Source organism: Rhizobium sp. LjRoot254, assembly GCF_964254105.1.
In the GTDB taxonomy this organism is placed as follows: Bacteria; Pseudomonadota; Alphaproteobacteria; order Rhizobiales; family Rhizobiaceae; genus Rhizobium_E.
In genome coordinates, this window is the sequence record NZ_CAXUSM020000001.1 from 4,486,715 (window position 1) to 4,500,444 (window position 13,730).

A 13,730-nucleotide genomic window follows, 5' to 3' on the forward strand; every position below is an offset into this window, starting at 1 on the left:
CACGGACGGCAAGGCTTGTTCGATGCGTGATACGTATTGGCGCAATGTGCGCTATGTGTCGAACAAAATGAAGCGAAGACACTGACTCTCAGCCAGCCGAACCCATCCGACTCACCGATCCCAGCAATGCCTCTGCATGGATCAGCGCCGTGCCCGTTGCGTTCAGCATCCCCGGCAGGATCATCCATTCGAGCGTCCATGCGCTGCCCGAGCGCTCCTGCTCGTGCACCAGCGACTGATGCAGGCCGGAGACCTGGACGGCATTGTAGCGGGCGAGCGTGACCAGCACCTCGGCCCGCACCGGGTTCTGCTTGTGGGCCATGGCGGATGAGCCGCCGGCGCCGGAGAGTGCAATCTCGGCGATTTCGTTCTGCGCCATCAGTGCGATGTCCTGGCCGATCTTCCCGAGCGCGCCGGTGACCTGGCTCAGCCAGTTGCCGAGCGCCGCGATCCGGTCGCGGGCGGCATGCGGCACGTAATCCGGCACGCCGAGATGGAGCAGTGCCGCCATGGCATGACGGACGTCACCTATCCTGTCGCCAAATTTCTCGGATGTTCCGGCGGGCCCGGCAAGCGAGACGATGAGATTGTGCGAGCGGACCTCGCCAAGCGCGATATGTGCACGCTCGACCAGACCATGCCATACGGCGAGGCGGTCAGAGACCCTGATCGGAATTGCCGCCTGCATGCGCGTTCGGCCCGTCAGGGGGTTGTCGCCTGATGTCGCCGCGATATGATCGAGCGATTTCAGCAATGCCTTGAGCCTGGCATCGAAGAGTTCGAAGACGGCGATGAGCTTCACGGCCAGCGCGGTATCGATGATGTCCTGGCTGGTCGCGCCGAAATGAACCGATACATCATGCGGCGCGCCGATACTGGCCCTCAGCTGCCTGACGAGTTCGGGGACGACGACACCGTCCTTCAGCGCCGCTTCGCTGAGCTTCGCAAGGTCGGGCCTGAAGCCATGGCCGGCAGTCGCGATGGCTTTCGCTGCGTCTTCGCCGATCAAGCCGCATGCGCAGGTCGCCCTGGCCAGCGCCAGTTCGACGCTGATCATCGCCGTGATATCGGCATCAGTCCCGATCAGCGCTTCCAGCGCCTCGTCCTTGAGCAGCAAATCAAGAAATCCAGTCATCGGCCCCGCCATTTCGTGGACCCCAGTATCACACGCGTTCGAGCGCGACCGCAATGCCCTGCCCGACACCGATGCACATGGTCGCAACGGCGTAACGTCCGCCCGTCTCAGTGAGTTCCAGCGCGGCCGTGCCCGCAATACGCGCGCCGGACATGCCGAGCGGATGCCCGAGTGCGATGGCGCCGCCGTTGCGATTGACGCGGGGATCGTCGTCGGCAATGCCGAGCAGACGCAGCGTTGCGAGGCCCTGGCTGGCGAAGGCTTCGTTGAGTTCGAAGACATCGAGTTGCTCCTGCTTCAGGCCCAACCGGACGAGCAGTTTCTGGGTGGCGGGTGCCGGGCCGATACCCATGATGCGCGGTGGTACGCCGGCGGTTGCGCCGCCGAGGATCCGGGCGATCGGGGTCAGGCCATGCTTTTTTGCGGCGGCTTCCGAAGCGACGATCAGCGCCGCCGCACCATCGTTAACGCCCGAGGCGTTGCCTGCGGTGACGGTGCCGTCAGCGCGGACGATCGGCCTCAGCTTGGCGAGCGCTTCCATGTTGGTGGCACGCGGATGCTCGTCCTTTTCGACCACAACAGGATCGCCCTTGCGGCTCGGAATGGTGACCGGCGTGATCTCCTTCGCCAGCCGGCCATTGGCCTGCGCGGCGGCAGCCTTGGCCTGCGAGCGGACGGCGAAGGCATCCTGGTCCTCGCGGGAGACCTTGTATTCGTCGGCGACGTTTTCGCCCGTCTCCGGCATCGAATCGACGCCGTACTGTTTCTTCATCAAAGGGTTGATGAAGCGCCAGCCGATGGTCGTGTCGTAAATCTCGGCATTGCGCGAAAAGGCCGTGTCGGCCTTGGGCATGACGAAGGGCGCGCGGCTCATGCTTTCGACGCCGCCGGCGATGATCAGTTCCGCCTCGCCCGCCTTGATCGCACGGGCTGCGGTGATCACGGCATCCATACCCGAGCCGCAGAGGCGATTCATCGTCGTGCCCGGCACATTGACCGGCACGCCAGCCAGCAGCAGCGACATGCGCGCGACATTGCGGTTATCCTCGCCGGCCTGGTTGGCGCAGCCGAAGATCACTTCATCCACGGCCTCGAAGTCCATCGAGGAGTTGGCTGCCATGAGAGACTTGAGCGGAATCGCGCCCAGGTCATCGGCGCGAACGGCAGACAGGGAGCCGCCGAAGCGGCCGATGGGTGTGCGGATATAGGCGCAGATAAAAGCGTCGGACATATCAAACCTTTCCTCGCCCAGCGGGCGGCATTTTCTAAAGCGCTCGGCGCTCACATATCGAAGAAGATGGTTTCCTTGTCACCCTGCAAATGGATGTCGAAGGTCACAACGTCACCCTCGCGCCGGCCGATCAGGGTCGGCACACGCACGCGGTGCTCGATGCGCGTGAGCATCGGGTCCTCGGCATTGGCGGCCTCCTCGTCGGAGAAGTACATCCGCGTCTGCAGGCCGATATTGATGCCGCGCGCGACGATCCAGAACAGGACATGCGGCGCCATCGGGCGCGGATCGTTCTCACGGAATGGCGCCCTGCCGGGCTTGATCGTGTGGAAAACGAATTCGCCCGTCGTCATGTCGGACGGGCAGCGCCCCCAGCCGATGAAGTCGGGATCGGCTTGTCCGCGCGTTTCCGCCGGGCTGTTGTAGAGCCCTTCGCTGTCCGCCTGCCAGATCTCCACCATCGCATCGCGCAAGGGTGTCCCGGTACCATCGATGACCCGGCCACGGATGGTGATGCGTTCGCCGCGCGTCTTTTCGTTGACCAGCGAGCCGCAGCCGAGATCGGTTGGAAAAACGCCCTGGATATCGCAGAAGTTCGGCGTGCAGCCGATATGCACATAGGGACCGGCGGTCTGGGAGGGCGTTTCCTTGAGATAATTCAGGCTCTGAACCATGTCAGTTGCCCTCCAGCTTGTTCTCGAACAGCGTCGAGCGGCGGCCGCGAAGCACGATGTCGAACTTGTAGGCGCGCATGTCCATCGGGATCGTCGCATTCATGTCGAGCGGCGCGATGAGCTGCTCGACCGCCGCCTTGTCGGGAATCGTGCGGACGATCGGACAGCGCCAGATCAGCGGATCGCCCTCGAAATACATCTGCGTGATCAGCCGCTGGGCAAAGCCATGGCCGAATACAGAGAAATGGATATGGGCCGGCCGCCAGTCGTTGGGGCCGTTCGGCCAGGGATAGGGACCCGGCTTGATGGTCTTCAGCCAGTAGTAGCCATCGCCGTCGGTGATCGTCCGGCCGACGCCGCCGAAATTGGGGTCCAGCGGCGCTGTATAAAGTTCTTTCTTGTGGCGATAGCGTCCGCCGGCATTGGCCTGCCAGAATTCGACCAGCGTACCACCGACGCCACGGCCGCGCTCGTCCATCACCCGTCCATGGACAAGGATGCGCTGGCCGATTGCCATCTCGCCGGGCTTGGCATAGTTCAGGATCAGGTCGTTATCGAGTTGCCCGAGCATGTTGTGGCCGAAGGCCGGGCCGGTGATCTCGGTCTTGGTGCTGTCGAATGATAGCAGCGCCCGCTGCGGCGAGCGCGCCACCGAGGTCTTGTAGATCGGCGTGAAGGCCGGCGGATGCCATTCGCGGTCGCGGGCGAAGAAGGCGCCGGTTTCGGGCGGTGTGTTCTTCAAGTGGATTGCTCCTTCATGTCTGCCAGCGTCGTCTTGATGATCTTGATCGCGTGGTTGGCGACCGGCACGCCGGCATAGATTGCCACATGCAGCATGACTTCGCGAAGATCCTCCGGCGTCGCACCGGTATTCGCCGTTGCGCGCACATGCATCGCCACCTCCTCGTCCTGGCCGAGTGCCGCCAGTAGCGCGATCGTCACGATCGAGCGCTCGCGCAAAGTAAAATCCGGCCGCGACCAGACATGACCCCAGGCGGCCTCAGTGATCAGTTCCTGAAACGGCTCGTCGAAAGCTGTCTTGGTCTGCTCGGCCTTGTCGACATGACGATCGCCCAACACCGCGCGGCGCGTGGCCATGCCCTGGATATAGCGATCGGAAGCGGTGCTGGCTGGCATGGCGGTCACTCTCAGGCGTTGATGAAATCGTCCAGTATGTCGGCGAGCGCCGCAGGTTGCTCGACGCAGGGAATATGGCCGCAGCCCTCGATAATCTCGAAGCGGGCGTTGGGGATCATATCAGCCGTCGCGCGCACCAGATCGGGCGGCGTCGAGCCGTCCTGGTCGCCGACGATACAGAGCACGGGCACCTTGATCTGTGAAACCGAGGCCGTGAAATCGGCGTCGCGGATCGCGCCGCAGGTCGCGGCATAGCCGGCGCGATCCTGCCGGACCAGCATGTTGCGATAGCCGGTGAGGTCGGTTCTGCGGCGCTGATGAAAATCCTTGGTGAACCAGCGTTCCATCACGCTATCGGCGAGTGATTCGATGCCATGTTCCTCGACAGCAGCGATGCGGTCCGCCCACATCTCCGCCGTTCCGATCTTGTGGGATGTGTTGGAGAGGACGATCTTCTTCACCAGTTCCGGCTTCTTGAGATAGACGCTCTGCGCGATCAGCCCACCGACCGAAAGGCCATAGATGGTCGCTTTTCTGATGCCGAGATGGCGGCACAGCCCGATCAGGTCGTCGGCATGGTCGTCGATCGAATAGGGAAGCTTGCCGACTTCGGACAAGCCATGGCCGCGCTTGTCGTACAGCAGGATCGACCATTCCGAATTCAACTCATCAAGCAGGGGCAGCCAGATGCGGAAATCGGTGCCGAGCGAATTGATCAGGATGAGGACCGGCGCGTTCTCGTCCTCGGTCAGATATTCGTGGTGCAGTACCGTGCCGTTGATGTTGGCGAATGCCATCCTAGCCTCCCTTATGTGGAACAGAATTACTCAGTGAATATTGTTTGGTATAATGATATTTTCAACCCAAACCATAACAATCCTGGAATGAATCATGGATAGCAGAATCAAGTTCCGCCATCTTCAGACATTCATCGAAGTGGCCCGCCAGAAGAGCGTGGGCAAGGCCGCTGATGTGCTTTCCGTCACCCAGCCGGCCGTGACCCGAACCATCCGCGAGCTCGAGGACTATCTTGGCGTCGATCTCTTCGAAAAGGAAGGGCGCGGCATCAGGATCAGTCATTTCGGCGAAGTGTTTCTCAAGCATGCGGGTGAAAGCATCGCCGCTGTGCAGCGCGGCGTGGATTCGATCGTGCAAGCAAAGCATTCGCTAGGCCCGCCGTTGCGGATCGGCGCCCTGCCGACCGCGTCCGTCAGCCTCATGCCGGAGGCGGTGGCGGAATTCCTGAAGGCAAGAACCGGCAGCATGGCTACGATCGTCACCGGCGAGAACCGCTGGCTGCTCGATGCGCTGAGGGTCGGTGACCTCGATCTGGTGGTCGGGCGGCTGTCCGCGCCGGAGCGGATGACCGGGCTGCATTTCGAGCCGCTCTATACGGAGGAGGTGATTTTCGCGGTCCGCAGCAGTCATCCGCTGCTCTCGAGGAGGAACTTCTCGCTCAGCGAGATCGGAAACTACACGGTGCTGATGCCGACTGCGGGTTCGGTGATCCGGCCCTTCGTCGATCGCTTCCTGGTCACGAACGGCATCGCCGAACTCACCAATGTCGTCGAAACGGTGTCCGACAGTTTCGGCCGGGCCTATGTCCAGCGCTACGATGCGATCTGGCTCATCTCGGGCGGCGTCGTCGCTTCGGAGATCGAGGCCGGGCGGATGGCGAGGCTGGAGGTCGATATGTCCGAGACGCGCGGCGCCGTGGGCCTGACCACACGCGCCAATGAAGCGCCCAACCTGTCGCTGTCGATCATGATGACCACGATCCGCGACCGCGTGAAGCAATCCGGCCGAGGAATATAGTCGATACTCAGACCCCGCGCCGTGTATCGAGCGAGATGATACCGGCGCCGGCGGCTGCGACATAGAACAGTCCGCCGGCGATCGCGATGTCCTTCATGAATGCCTGGAATTCGACAATATTGGACCAGTCCGAATGTCCGATGAAAGCGGTCGCGATGCAGAAGAGCGCCAGGACCGTCGCCGCGATGCGGGTGTAAAGGCCCGTCAGGATCATCAGCCCGCCCACGAGTTCGACAAGGATAACCGGCCAGATCGTCACCGAAGGCAGCAGCAGGCCGAGCCCCTGGAAATAGGCGATCGTGCCGGAGATATCCATGAGCTTCGATATCGCGGCCTGGATGAAGATCACCGACAGCAGGATGCGGCCGATAAGCATGGCGATGCTGGACATGTTCGTTTCCCCTCGGAATGCGTCGTCAATTTTGATCCGGACAGGGCGCCCCGCCGATCAGAGGTGGGATAGTTTCCAGGCGATATAAACCAGAGCGGCGGCAATGATCCAGAGGGCAATGCGTCCAGATCTGGAATGCCGCGCCTCTGATTTGCCGATCGCCTCAGCCGTCGCCGCGTCGAACCGCAACCCATTCTCGCTCATATCGGTGATGTTCTGCGCCAGCTTCTCGGCCTTCTCGGCGATCAGGGGTGCTGCTTCCGCCAGCCTGAGCGCGGCCTTCAGCCCATCCCTGAGGTCCACGGCCAGACGCTTCGGCCCGAGATTGTCGCGGATCCACTTGCCGACGACGGGCTCGGATGCCTTCCACATGTTGAAGCGCGGATTGAGCGAGCGCGAGACGCCCTCGACTACGACCATCGTCTTCTGCAGCATGATCAGTTCCGGCCGCGTTTCCATGTCGAAGAGTTCGGTCACTTCGAAGAGCAGCGTGAGCAGTTTCGCCATCGAGATCGTATCGGCCGGCTGTCCGTGGATCGGCTCGCCGATCGCCCGGATCGCCTGGGCGAACGAGGCATGATCGTGATGGCTCGGCACGTAGCCGGCTTCGAAATGGACATCGGCAACCCGGCGGTAATCGCCGGTGATGAAGCCGTAGAGAATCTCGGCGAGGAAGCGGCGTTCCTTCTTACCCAGCCGGCCGACGATGCCCATGTCGACCGCGACGATGATGCCGTCGGGATCGACGAACAGGTTACCCTGGTGCATGTCGGCATGGAAGAAGCCATCGCGCAGCGTATGCCTGAGGAAGGACTGCATCAGCGCTTCGGCGAGCCTGTCAAGATCGAAGCCCGCGGCGCGAAGGCCCGCCACATCCGACATCTTGATGCCGTCGACCCATTCCATGGTGACGACGTCGCGGCCGGTGCGCTCCCAATCGACGCGCGGCACGCGGAAGCCGGGATCGTCCTTGGAATTCTGCGCGAGCTCGGAAAGCGCTGCCGCCTCGAGCCTGAGGTCCATCTCCACCTTGGTGGTCTGTTCGAGCGTCCTGGTAACCTCCACCGGCCTGAGACGCCGCGACGGCGGATAGAATCGTTCCTGAAAACGGGCCACCACGTAATTGGTCTCGAGGTCCTTGGCAAAGCGCTCGCGCACGCCCGGCCGGATCACCTTGACCGCAACCCTTGTGGTCACACCGTCCTTGACGATATCGGCGGGATGCACCTGGGCAATCGAGGCCGCAGCGATCGGCTCGCCGAAATGGGCGTAGAGCTGGTCGATCGGCCTGCCGAGCGAGACCTCGATCTGGGCGATGGCCTGTGCCCGGGGAAAGGTTTGCATCCGGTCCTGCAGCTGCGCGAGATCGGCGGCAAACGCATTGCCGACCACATCGGGGCGCGTTGCCAGGAACTGGCCGATCTTGACATAGGACGGTCCGAGCCGCTCGACCGCGCGCGCCAGATTGTCGGACTGTGCGGCCGACTTCGCACGGCGGCGCGCGACGATGCCGGCGAGCGACTGGCCGAACCGGGCAACGGGGGGCAGGTTTTCCGAAGGCAGCGCGGACACGACGCCCTCGCGCGCCAGCACCCAGCCGAGCTTCATCAGGCGAAAATAGGCTCCAATCGTACTCAAGGTCAGATTTTCCAACCCGAGTGCAGCGCAGCGATGCCGCCGGTATAATTGGTGAAGGTCACGCGGGAGAATCCTGCGCGCCGGATCATCTCGGCGAAATTCTGCTGGTTGGGGAACTTGCGGATCGATTCGACCAGATACTGATAGGGTTCTGCTTCGCCGGTCACGACCTTGCCGATCCTGGGGATCGCATTGAACGACCAGGCATCATAGACGCGGTCGAGCAGCGGCAGGTCGACATCGGAGAACTCGAGCACCAGCAACCGGCCACCGCGCTTCAGCACGCGATAGGCTTCGGTGAGTGCCACGTCGATGCGCGGCACGTTACGGATGCCGAAGGCGATCGTATAGGCGTCGAATGTGCCGGCCTCGAACGGAAGTTCCTCGGCATTGGCCTCGACGAAGGTCAGGTTATTCCGCATGCCGTTCTTTTCGGCGCGCTCGGCGCCGACGCCCAGCATCGAACCGTTGATGTCGAGCACGGTGGCGCGGGCCAGGCGGTTGGATGCCTCGATCGCCCGGAAAGCGATGTCACCGGTGCCGCCCGCCACGTCGAGCAGATGGTAGTTCGCGTCCTTGCGCGGATTGAGGGCTGCGATCATCGCACTCTTCCAGATCCGGTGCAGCCCCGCCGACATCAGGTCGTTCATGATGTCGTAGCGCCTGGCGACCTTGTGGAAGACCTCGTTGACCTTTTCCTGCTTCTCGCCCTCGCCGACGCGCTGGAAACCATAGGACGTTTCCATGCCTCCCTCGGCATTCGTGCGCGCGCTCGTCATCGTCAAACTCCACCAGCTTCCAATTGCGGCGGGACCATAGCGGATCGTTTGCCGCGAGGCCATATGCCAGCGCGGCAAAATGGTCGCGGCTGCGGAATGGGTTTCCCCTGCGGCGGTAACTATCCTTGACGAAATTCAGGCGGTCCGGCGCCTGCGGTTATCGACTTTTTTTCAAGATGTTGCTAATGCCTCGCAGGGGCAAGAAACAGACATCGCTAACGAAAGCCTGCGACGACAAACGCGCGGAGTATCGGGTAGTAATCGCGCATGCGCACAGACCGGGATTTTACATGACACGTCTTGCCACGCTGACGGCGCTTGCGCTGTCTCTTGCCGGAGTCTGCTTCGGCGCCTATTCGGTGGCCCGGGAGGCCACGATCTTCGATCGGTCGCCCGAGCGAAGCATCGAGGAATACGACCGCATCGCGTCCGGCCAGGCCGAATTCGGACTTTCGGCCTATTCCAAGAAGCAGATCCTCAGCAGCTGTTATTACGGGCTGGGTTCACGCCTGGCGCGCGTGCGGCCCGCACCGGAAATCCGCCGCTTCGCCACTCAGTGTTTCGAGAAGGCCAACGCGATCACCGCGACCATGCCGACGAATTCCTTTGCCTGGCTGGTTGCCGCCGCGGCGGCTGAGGCGCTGGACGATCACGCCGGCATGAACACGGCGCTGGTGCGTTCGCAAAGGACCGGCCCCCGCGAACAATGGATCACCGAACTCAGGGTCCGGCTCGCCGAGGACAATTACGCCGGGCTGGACGAGACCACCCGCAAGGCCAATGAACTGGATCTCGCGCTGCTCGCAGAGAGCTATCGCGGCGTCAAGACGATCGCCAGCCGATACGTCAATGACGCGGGTTTCCGCGAACGCATCACCACCGTCGTCTCGGCGCTGCCCAACGATGTCCAGCAGCGGTTCCTGTGGTCGGTGAAGAAGGCTGCCCAGGAGTCGTTGCAATGATCGATGCAAGTCGCAAAGCTCGCAAGCCGGCCTGGCATCCTGCAAACGTGAACCGCGAGGCTCTGTCATGAATGCCGCGAGCACCCTGCGCCACAAGCTCAACACCCACGCCATGTGGGCGCTCTCCCTCCTGCTCATCACGCTGCCGCTCATCCTGGGTGGCAATCGTCCGATGGCCTGGACGCTCTATGCAATGCTGCTGTCGTTGCTGGCGGTCTATTATTTCGCGATGCTGCTCTGGAACGGCATCGATCCCAGGATCACCGTCTCCGACCTGAAATTTCCCACGGCGCTTCTCATCGTATTCTGCGGCTATATTATCCTGCAGACTTTGCCGCTGGCTTCGATGCTGCCCGCGTCGATATTGTATCTTCCGGAGGGCGTACTGCCACCCGAGACGATCAGCATCTCGCCGCAGGATACGCTGCTTGGATTTGCGCGCTGGATCAACATCGCGCTGACCGGTTATCTCGCGCTGCAGATCGCGGCCAATTCCATTCGCGCCGCCCGCTTTCTCAGAATCCTGTTCTGGATCGCCGCGGCGCATGCGATCTATGGCCTGCTGCTGCGCTATCAGTTCGGCGACACCATCCTCTTCACGCAGAAATGGGCCTATATCGGCTTCGCGACAGGCGGCTTCGTCAACCGCAATTCGTTCGCGACCTTCCTGGCCATCGGCTCCGTGATCGGCATTGTCAGGCTCTATGACATCTTCCGCCAGCGGCCCAAGGACAACGGCCAGGGTCTGTTCATGCTGCTGAACGCGCGCGAGGGGCTTCTCCTGCCGCTTCTGGGCTGGCTGGTGATCGTCATCGCGATCGTCGCAACCAGTTCGCGCATGGGGCTGTTCGCATCCTTTGCCGGCATGGCGGTCGCGGTCGGCCTGTTTCATGCAAGGCGATCCGAGGGTACGACCGGCCCGCTCGGCACCGTCGCAGCGCTTGGCCTGCTGATATCAGGCGCCACCGCCATCGCCTACCTCTATGGCACGTCGCTGATGGAGCGGTTCCAGACCGTCGAGCAATCGACGGAAGTCCGCATGCAGCTCTACGATCAGGTCTGGGGGATGGTCATGGCCCGGCCATGGACCGGCTTCGGCGGCGGCACGTTCGAATATGCCTATCCGCTCTTCCACCAGAGCCCGGTCAATTTCGACCTGGTCTGGGACCGGGCGCATTCATCCTACCTGGCGCTGTGGTCGGAATACGGCCTCATCTTCGGCACGCTGCCGATGATCCTGGTCCTCTACTTCTTCGCGATGCTGGCGGGCACCTATCTGAAGTCCACCAAGGCGGATGCCTTTATCATCGCGGCGATCGGTGCGACAGTCGCGGTGGCCATCCATTCATCGGTCGATTTCAGCCTCGAAATGCACGGCGTGACGCTGTTCTACGTGGCGCTTCTCGCCGGCGCCGTCGGCAAGTCCGTTTCGATCAGGCGGGGACTGGAGGCAGGCTGATGCTGAGGGACCTGCTGCCGCGCCTGTTTGGAAGCAGGAAGTCCGACCGGAAAGCCCCGATCCGCCCGCGCCTGCATGAAAGCCACATGCCCGATGTGATCTATGCGATCGGCGACATCCATGGCTGCCACAAATTGCTCCGCCAGCTCGAAAGCGCGATCGCGGCCGATGCGGACGGGATCGACGGGGAAAAGTGGCTCGTCTGTCTCGGCGACTATATCGATCGGGGACCATCGTCGGCGATGGTACTGGATCATCTGCTCTCGGCACCCCCCAGCGGCTTCAAACGCGTTTGCCTGGCGGGAAACCACGAGGAAATCGCCTTCGATTTCCTCATCAACGCCAATTACAACAATGGCTGGCTCGACTTCGGCGGACGCGAAACCCTGGCTTCCTACGGTCTTTACGACCTCGACCGTGATACTGCCCGTCTCGGCCGCCAGCTGGCGAGCCATATCCCTGAGGATCATCTTCAGTTTCTCGGTGCGCTGCCCTCGATGCTGACCGTGCCCGGCTACTGCTTCGTCCACGCCGGCGTCGATCCTCTTCTCCCGCTCGCCGACCAGCGAGAGCAAGTCCTTTTGTGGTCGCGGCCGCCGGATTTCATCTGGCCAGACGCGGGCACAGGCTACCGTGTCATCCATGGACATACGCCGATCGAGCAGCCCGATCTGGCGCAACAGCGGATAAACATCGATCTCGGCGCCTATGCGACGGGGAAACTCGGCGCCCTCAAGATCACCGGAACGGGCGATATTTCCGTCATTCTGGCAAGTTGACCTCACTACATTTGCGACGATTGCAGCCGCAGCAGGCGAAGCTCACTGCAGGTTATAGGCATTCCCGGCTACCATACCGAGCAATGCACGCCCTCACCCGCAGACACCAAAAAGCCCCGGCGTTGCCGCCGGGGAGGATAGCCGGTCTCCGGGGACGCGGAGACCGACGGTGAGGTGATGGGCGGTGAGGCTATTGGTTGGCGCGGCTCTGCAGCGCGCCGGCCGGCGCCGTGCCGGGGGTCAGGGCCGCTTGAAAGCGCGGCCCCGGCCGGTCACACGCGCTTTGAGGTCACACGAGCTTTTGGAAACGGTAGCCGGTCTGCGAGCGGCGGACGATCGACTTGCGGATATTGTCGAGCGCGAATTCACCCGACGTGGTCTTGACGATCAGGATGGCATGGCCCTCGCCACGGCGGGTGCGGACAACCGCGATCTTCAAGGCCGAGGCCGGCACGCCGGCGCGGATCAGCTTGTGGCGCTTGGTCATCGCATAGTCGTCGCAATCGCCGTAGGCCGGATTGATCGACCATGTGTCGCCACGCTCGCGGCGCGGGCGGATCGAACGGTTGACCTGGGCATTGACCGACACGAGAAGCGCCCGGATCTTCGGCGTGTAGGTGACCACCGAGCGGCGCGACTTGCGGCATTCGCTCGGGTTCTTGAGGCAGAACAGCTGGAAGGCGAGCGGGGCGGCGGCCATCTCGGCGCGCTGGTGGCGCGAGCGGGAGCCGAGGTTCCAGGCATTGGCCTCGGGCACGATTGCCGCGGTGAATGTCAGAGCCGCGAGAGCCGCGACGATAAGCTTGCGAAACATCTCAGTCATCCCCGTTTTCCGGCCTGCCCTTTGTTGCCGGGCCTGGTGCCGATTGGTTGGGGCGGAGGCTCCTGTTATCCGGATATTCTCTCCGCCGATGACACCAATCTACCGATGACCCGCTAAGGCCTCCTCAAACCAATCGCTAAAATTTGAGACATCTGTCGTTTTTGGGGACGCTCAAAATAATGCGCCTTTCCCAATTCAGCACAGGAAACGACAAACGCGCGGTGAAAAAGCAAGCAACGGTTATGCTCACCTTTATGGATGCGTCGTTTTATTGTGCAAAAGTACGGCTCTTGGTGTAAACTGCATGGTATTGTCATTCAACCAGCAATATTTCGCGGATGCGAAAGAATCCAATTGTCGCTTGGTAAAGAATGTGTTACGTTTTCTAGTAATGAGGGTTTTGTGGGGATTTACCATGTTTAAACGTACTGTTGTTGCAATGGCTTTTGCCTGCGCGGTGCTTCCGTCGATTGCATTTGCGAGCGCAGCCAGCGTCGCAGCAGGCTGCGCCAGCGGCGGCAACTGCGTGGCTTTGGTCAATGCGGAAATCGCCGCCATGGGCGGATCGCCGGCCGACAAGGACAAGGCGATTGCCGATCTCGTCGTTGCCATTGGCAACGAAGCGCAGAGCGTACAGCCGGAAACTCGCCAGAGCATGGCCAATGCGGTCGATGCCGCTGCCCTGCAGGTGTCGAACCCCGAGCAACGCGCTCGTATCGTCGCGATCGCTGCCTCCCTTCGCCGCATTCTGGAAACCGAGACCGCTTCGCTTGGTGGCGATGATGGATCGGATTCGGATGGCGGCGAACGGAACGAGTTCGCGGCGAGCGACAACTGATCCTTATTTCCGGATCATAGATTTTGAGAGGGTGCGGGTTCCGCGCCCTCTTTTCTTTTCGCTTGTCGT

15 protein-coding genes are annotated in these 13,730 nt (G+C 62.0%); 5 read left to right on the top strand and 10 right to left on the bottom strand.

Features of this window, described 5'->3' with window-relative positions; translation table 11 throughout:
- Positions 1-88 precede the first annotated feature (88 nt).
- The 6 genes from ACSQ26_RS22165 to pcaD are packed head-to-tail and all read right to left on the bottom strand — an operon-like array spanning position 89 to position 4,974.
- Positions 89-1,135: a 3-carboxy-cis,cis-muconate cycloisomerase gene (locus ACSQ26_RS22165; protein WP_436012710.1), complete on the bottom strand. Its 1,047-nt coding sequence runs from the start codon at positions 1,133-1,135 to the stop codon at positions 89-91.
- 28 nt (positions 1,136-1,163) lie between these two features.
- Positions 1,164-2,366 carry a 3-oxoadipyl-CoA thiolase gene (pcaF, locus tag ACSQ26_RS22170; RefSeq protein ID WP_436012712.1) on the bottom strand — a complete coding sequence of 401 codons (1,203 nt, stop codon included), beginning with the start codon at positions 2,364-2,366 and terminating at the stop codon, positions 1,164-1,166.
- Between the two features lie 50 nt (positions 2,367-2,416).
- A complete protein-coding gene (gene pcaG, locus ACSQ26_RS22175; protein ID WP_436012714.1) occupies positions 2,417-3,040 on the bottom strand; it encodes a protocatechuate 3,4-dioxygenase subunit alpha in 624 nt (207 codons plus the stop codon).
- Position 3,041: 1 nt separating this feature from the next.
- Positions 3,042-3,782: a protocatechuate 3,4-dioxygenase subunit beta gene (gene pcaH / locus ACSQ26_RS22180; RefSeq protein ID WP_436012716.1), complete on the bottom strand. Its 741-nt coding sequence runs from the start codon at positions 3,780-3,782 to the stop codon at positions 3,042-3,044.
- Positions 3,779-4,177, bottom strand: a complete 399-nt coding sequence (gene pcaC / locus ACSQ26_RS22185) for a 4-carboxymuconolactone decarboxylase (RefSeq protein ID WP_436012718.1) — start codon at positions 4,175-4,177, stop codon at positions 3,779-3,781. The genes pcaH and pcaC overlap by 4 nt, the downstream gene beginning before the upstream one ends.
- Positions 4,178-4,188: 11 nt before the next feature.
- On the bottom strand, positions 4,189-4,974 hold the full coding sequence (gene pcaD, locus ACSQ26_RS22190; RefSeq protein WP_436012720.1) for a 3-oxoadipate enol-lactonase: 786 nt from the start codon (positions 4,972-4,974) through the stop codon (positions 4,189-4,191).
- A gap of 91 nt (positions 4,975-5,065) precedes the next feature.
- On the opposite strand from pcaD, the gene pcaQ reads away from it, so the two are divergent.
- Positions 5,066-5,992 carry a pca operon transcription factor PcaQ gene (pcaQ, locus tag ACSQ26_RS22195; RefSeq protein ID WP_436015418.1) on the top strand — a complete coding sequence of 309 codons (927 nt, stop codon included), beginning with the start codon at positions 5,066-5,068 and terminating at the stop codon, positions 5,990-5,992.
- Between the two features lie 7 nt (positions 5,993-5,999).
- Here pcaQ and ACSQ26_RS22200 read toward each other — a convergent pair whose 3' ends face one another.
- Genes ACSQ26_RS22200 through ubiE form a run of 3 tightly spaced genes read right to left on the bottom strand, consistent with a single transcriptional unit; the run spans position 6,000 to position 8,800 of the window.
- Positions 6,000-6,383, bottom strand: coding sequence for a DoxX family protein (locus ACSQ26_RS22200; RefSeq protein WP_436012722.1), 384 nt, complete (start codon positions 6,381-6,383; stop codon positions 6,000-6,002).
- A 57-nt stretch (positions 6,384-6,440) separates the two neighbouring features.
- Complete coding sequence (gene ubiB / locus ACSQ26_RS22205; RefSeq protein ID WP_436012724.1) at positions 6,441-8,021, bottom strand: 2-polyprenylphenol 6-hydroxylase; 1,581 nt, start codon at positions 8,019-8,021, stop codon at positions 6,441-6,443.
- Between the two features lie 2 nt (positions 8,022-8,023).
- The gene (gene ubiE / locus ACSQ26_RS22210; protein WP_436012726.1) at positions 8,024-8,800 is read right to left on the bottom strand and encodes a bifunctional demethylmenaquinone methyltransferase/2-methoxy-6-polyprenyl-1,4-benzoquinol methylase UbiE; all 777 of its coding nucleotides are present in this window, start codon (positions 8,798-8,800) and stop codon (positions 8,024-8,026) included.
- Between the two features lie 290 nt (positions 8,801-9,090).
- Between ubiE and ACSQ26_RS22215 the strand changes: the two genes are divergently transcribed.
- The 3 genes from ACSQ26_RS22215 (at position 9,091) to ACSQ26_RS22225 (ending at position 12,000) form a co-directional block, all read left to right on the top strand.
- Entirely contained in the window at positions 9,091-9,762 is a 672-nt protein-coding gene (locus tag ACSQ26_RS22215) for a hypothetical protein (protein WP_436012728.1), read from the top strand.
- 67 nt (positions 9,763-9,829) lie between these two features.
- Entirely contained in the window at positions 9,830-11,221 is a 1,392-nt protein-coding gene (locus ACSQ26_RS22220; RefSeq protein ID WP_436012730.1) for an O-antigen ligase family protein, read from the top strand.
- The gene (locus ACSQ26_RS22225) at positions 11,221-12,000 is read left to right on the top strand and encodes a metallophosphoesterase family protein (RefSeq protein ID WP_436012732.1); all 780 of its coding nucleotides are present in this window, start codon (positions 11,221-11,223) and stop codon (positions 11,998-12,000) included. The genes ACSQ26_RS22220 and ACSQ26_RS22225 overlap by 1 nt, the downstream gene beginning before the upstream one ends.
- 289 nt (positions 12,001-12,289) lie before the next feature.
- Here the strand turns inward: ACSQ26_RS22225 and ACSQ26_RS22230 are convergent, their stop codons facing one another.
- Positions 12,290-12,823: a transglutaminase-like cysteine peptidase gene (locus ACSQ26_RS22230; protein WP_436012734.1), complete on the bottom strand. Its 534-nt coding sequence runs from the start codon at positions 12,821-12,823 to the stop codon at positions 12,290-12,292.
- A 304-nt stretch (positions 12,824-13,127) separates the two neighbouring features.
- On the opposite strand from ACSQ26_RS22230, the gene ACSQ26_RS22235 reads away from it, so the two are divergent.
- Positions 13,128-13,661, top strand: coding sequence for a hypothetical protein (locus ACSQ26_RS22235; protein ID WP_436012735.1), 534 nt, complete (start codon positions 13,128-13,130; stop codon positions 13,659-13,661).
- Positions 13,662-13,730: the final 69 nt, after the last annotated feature.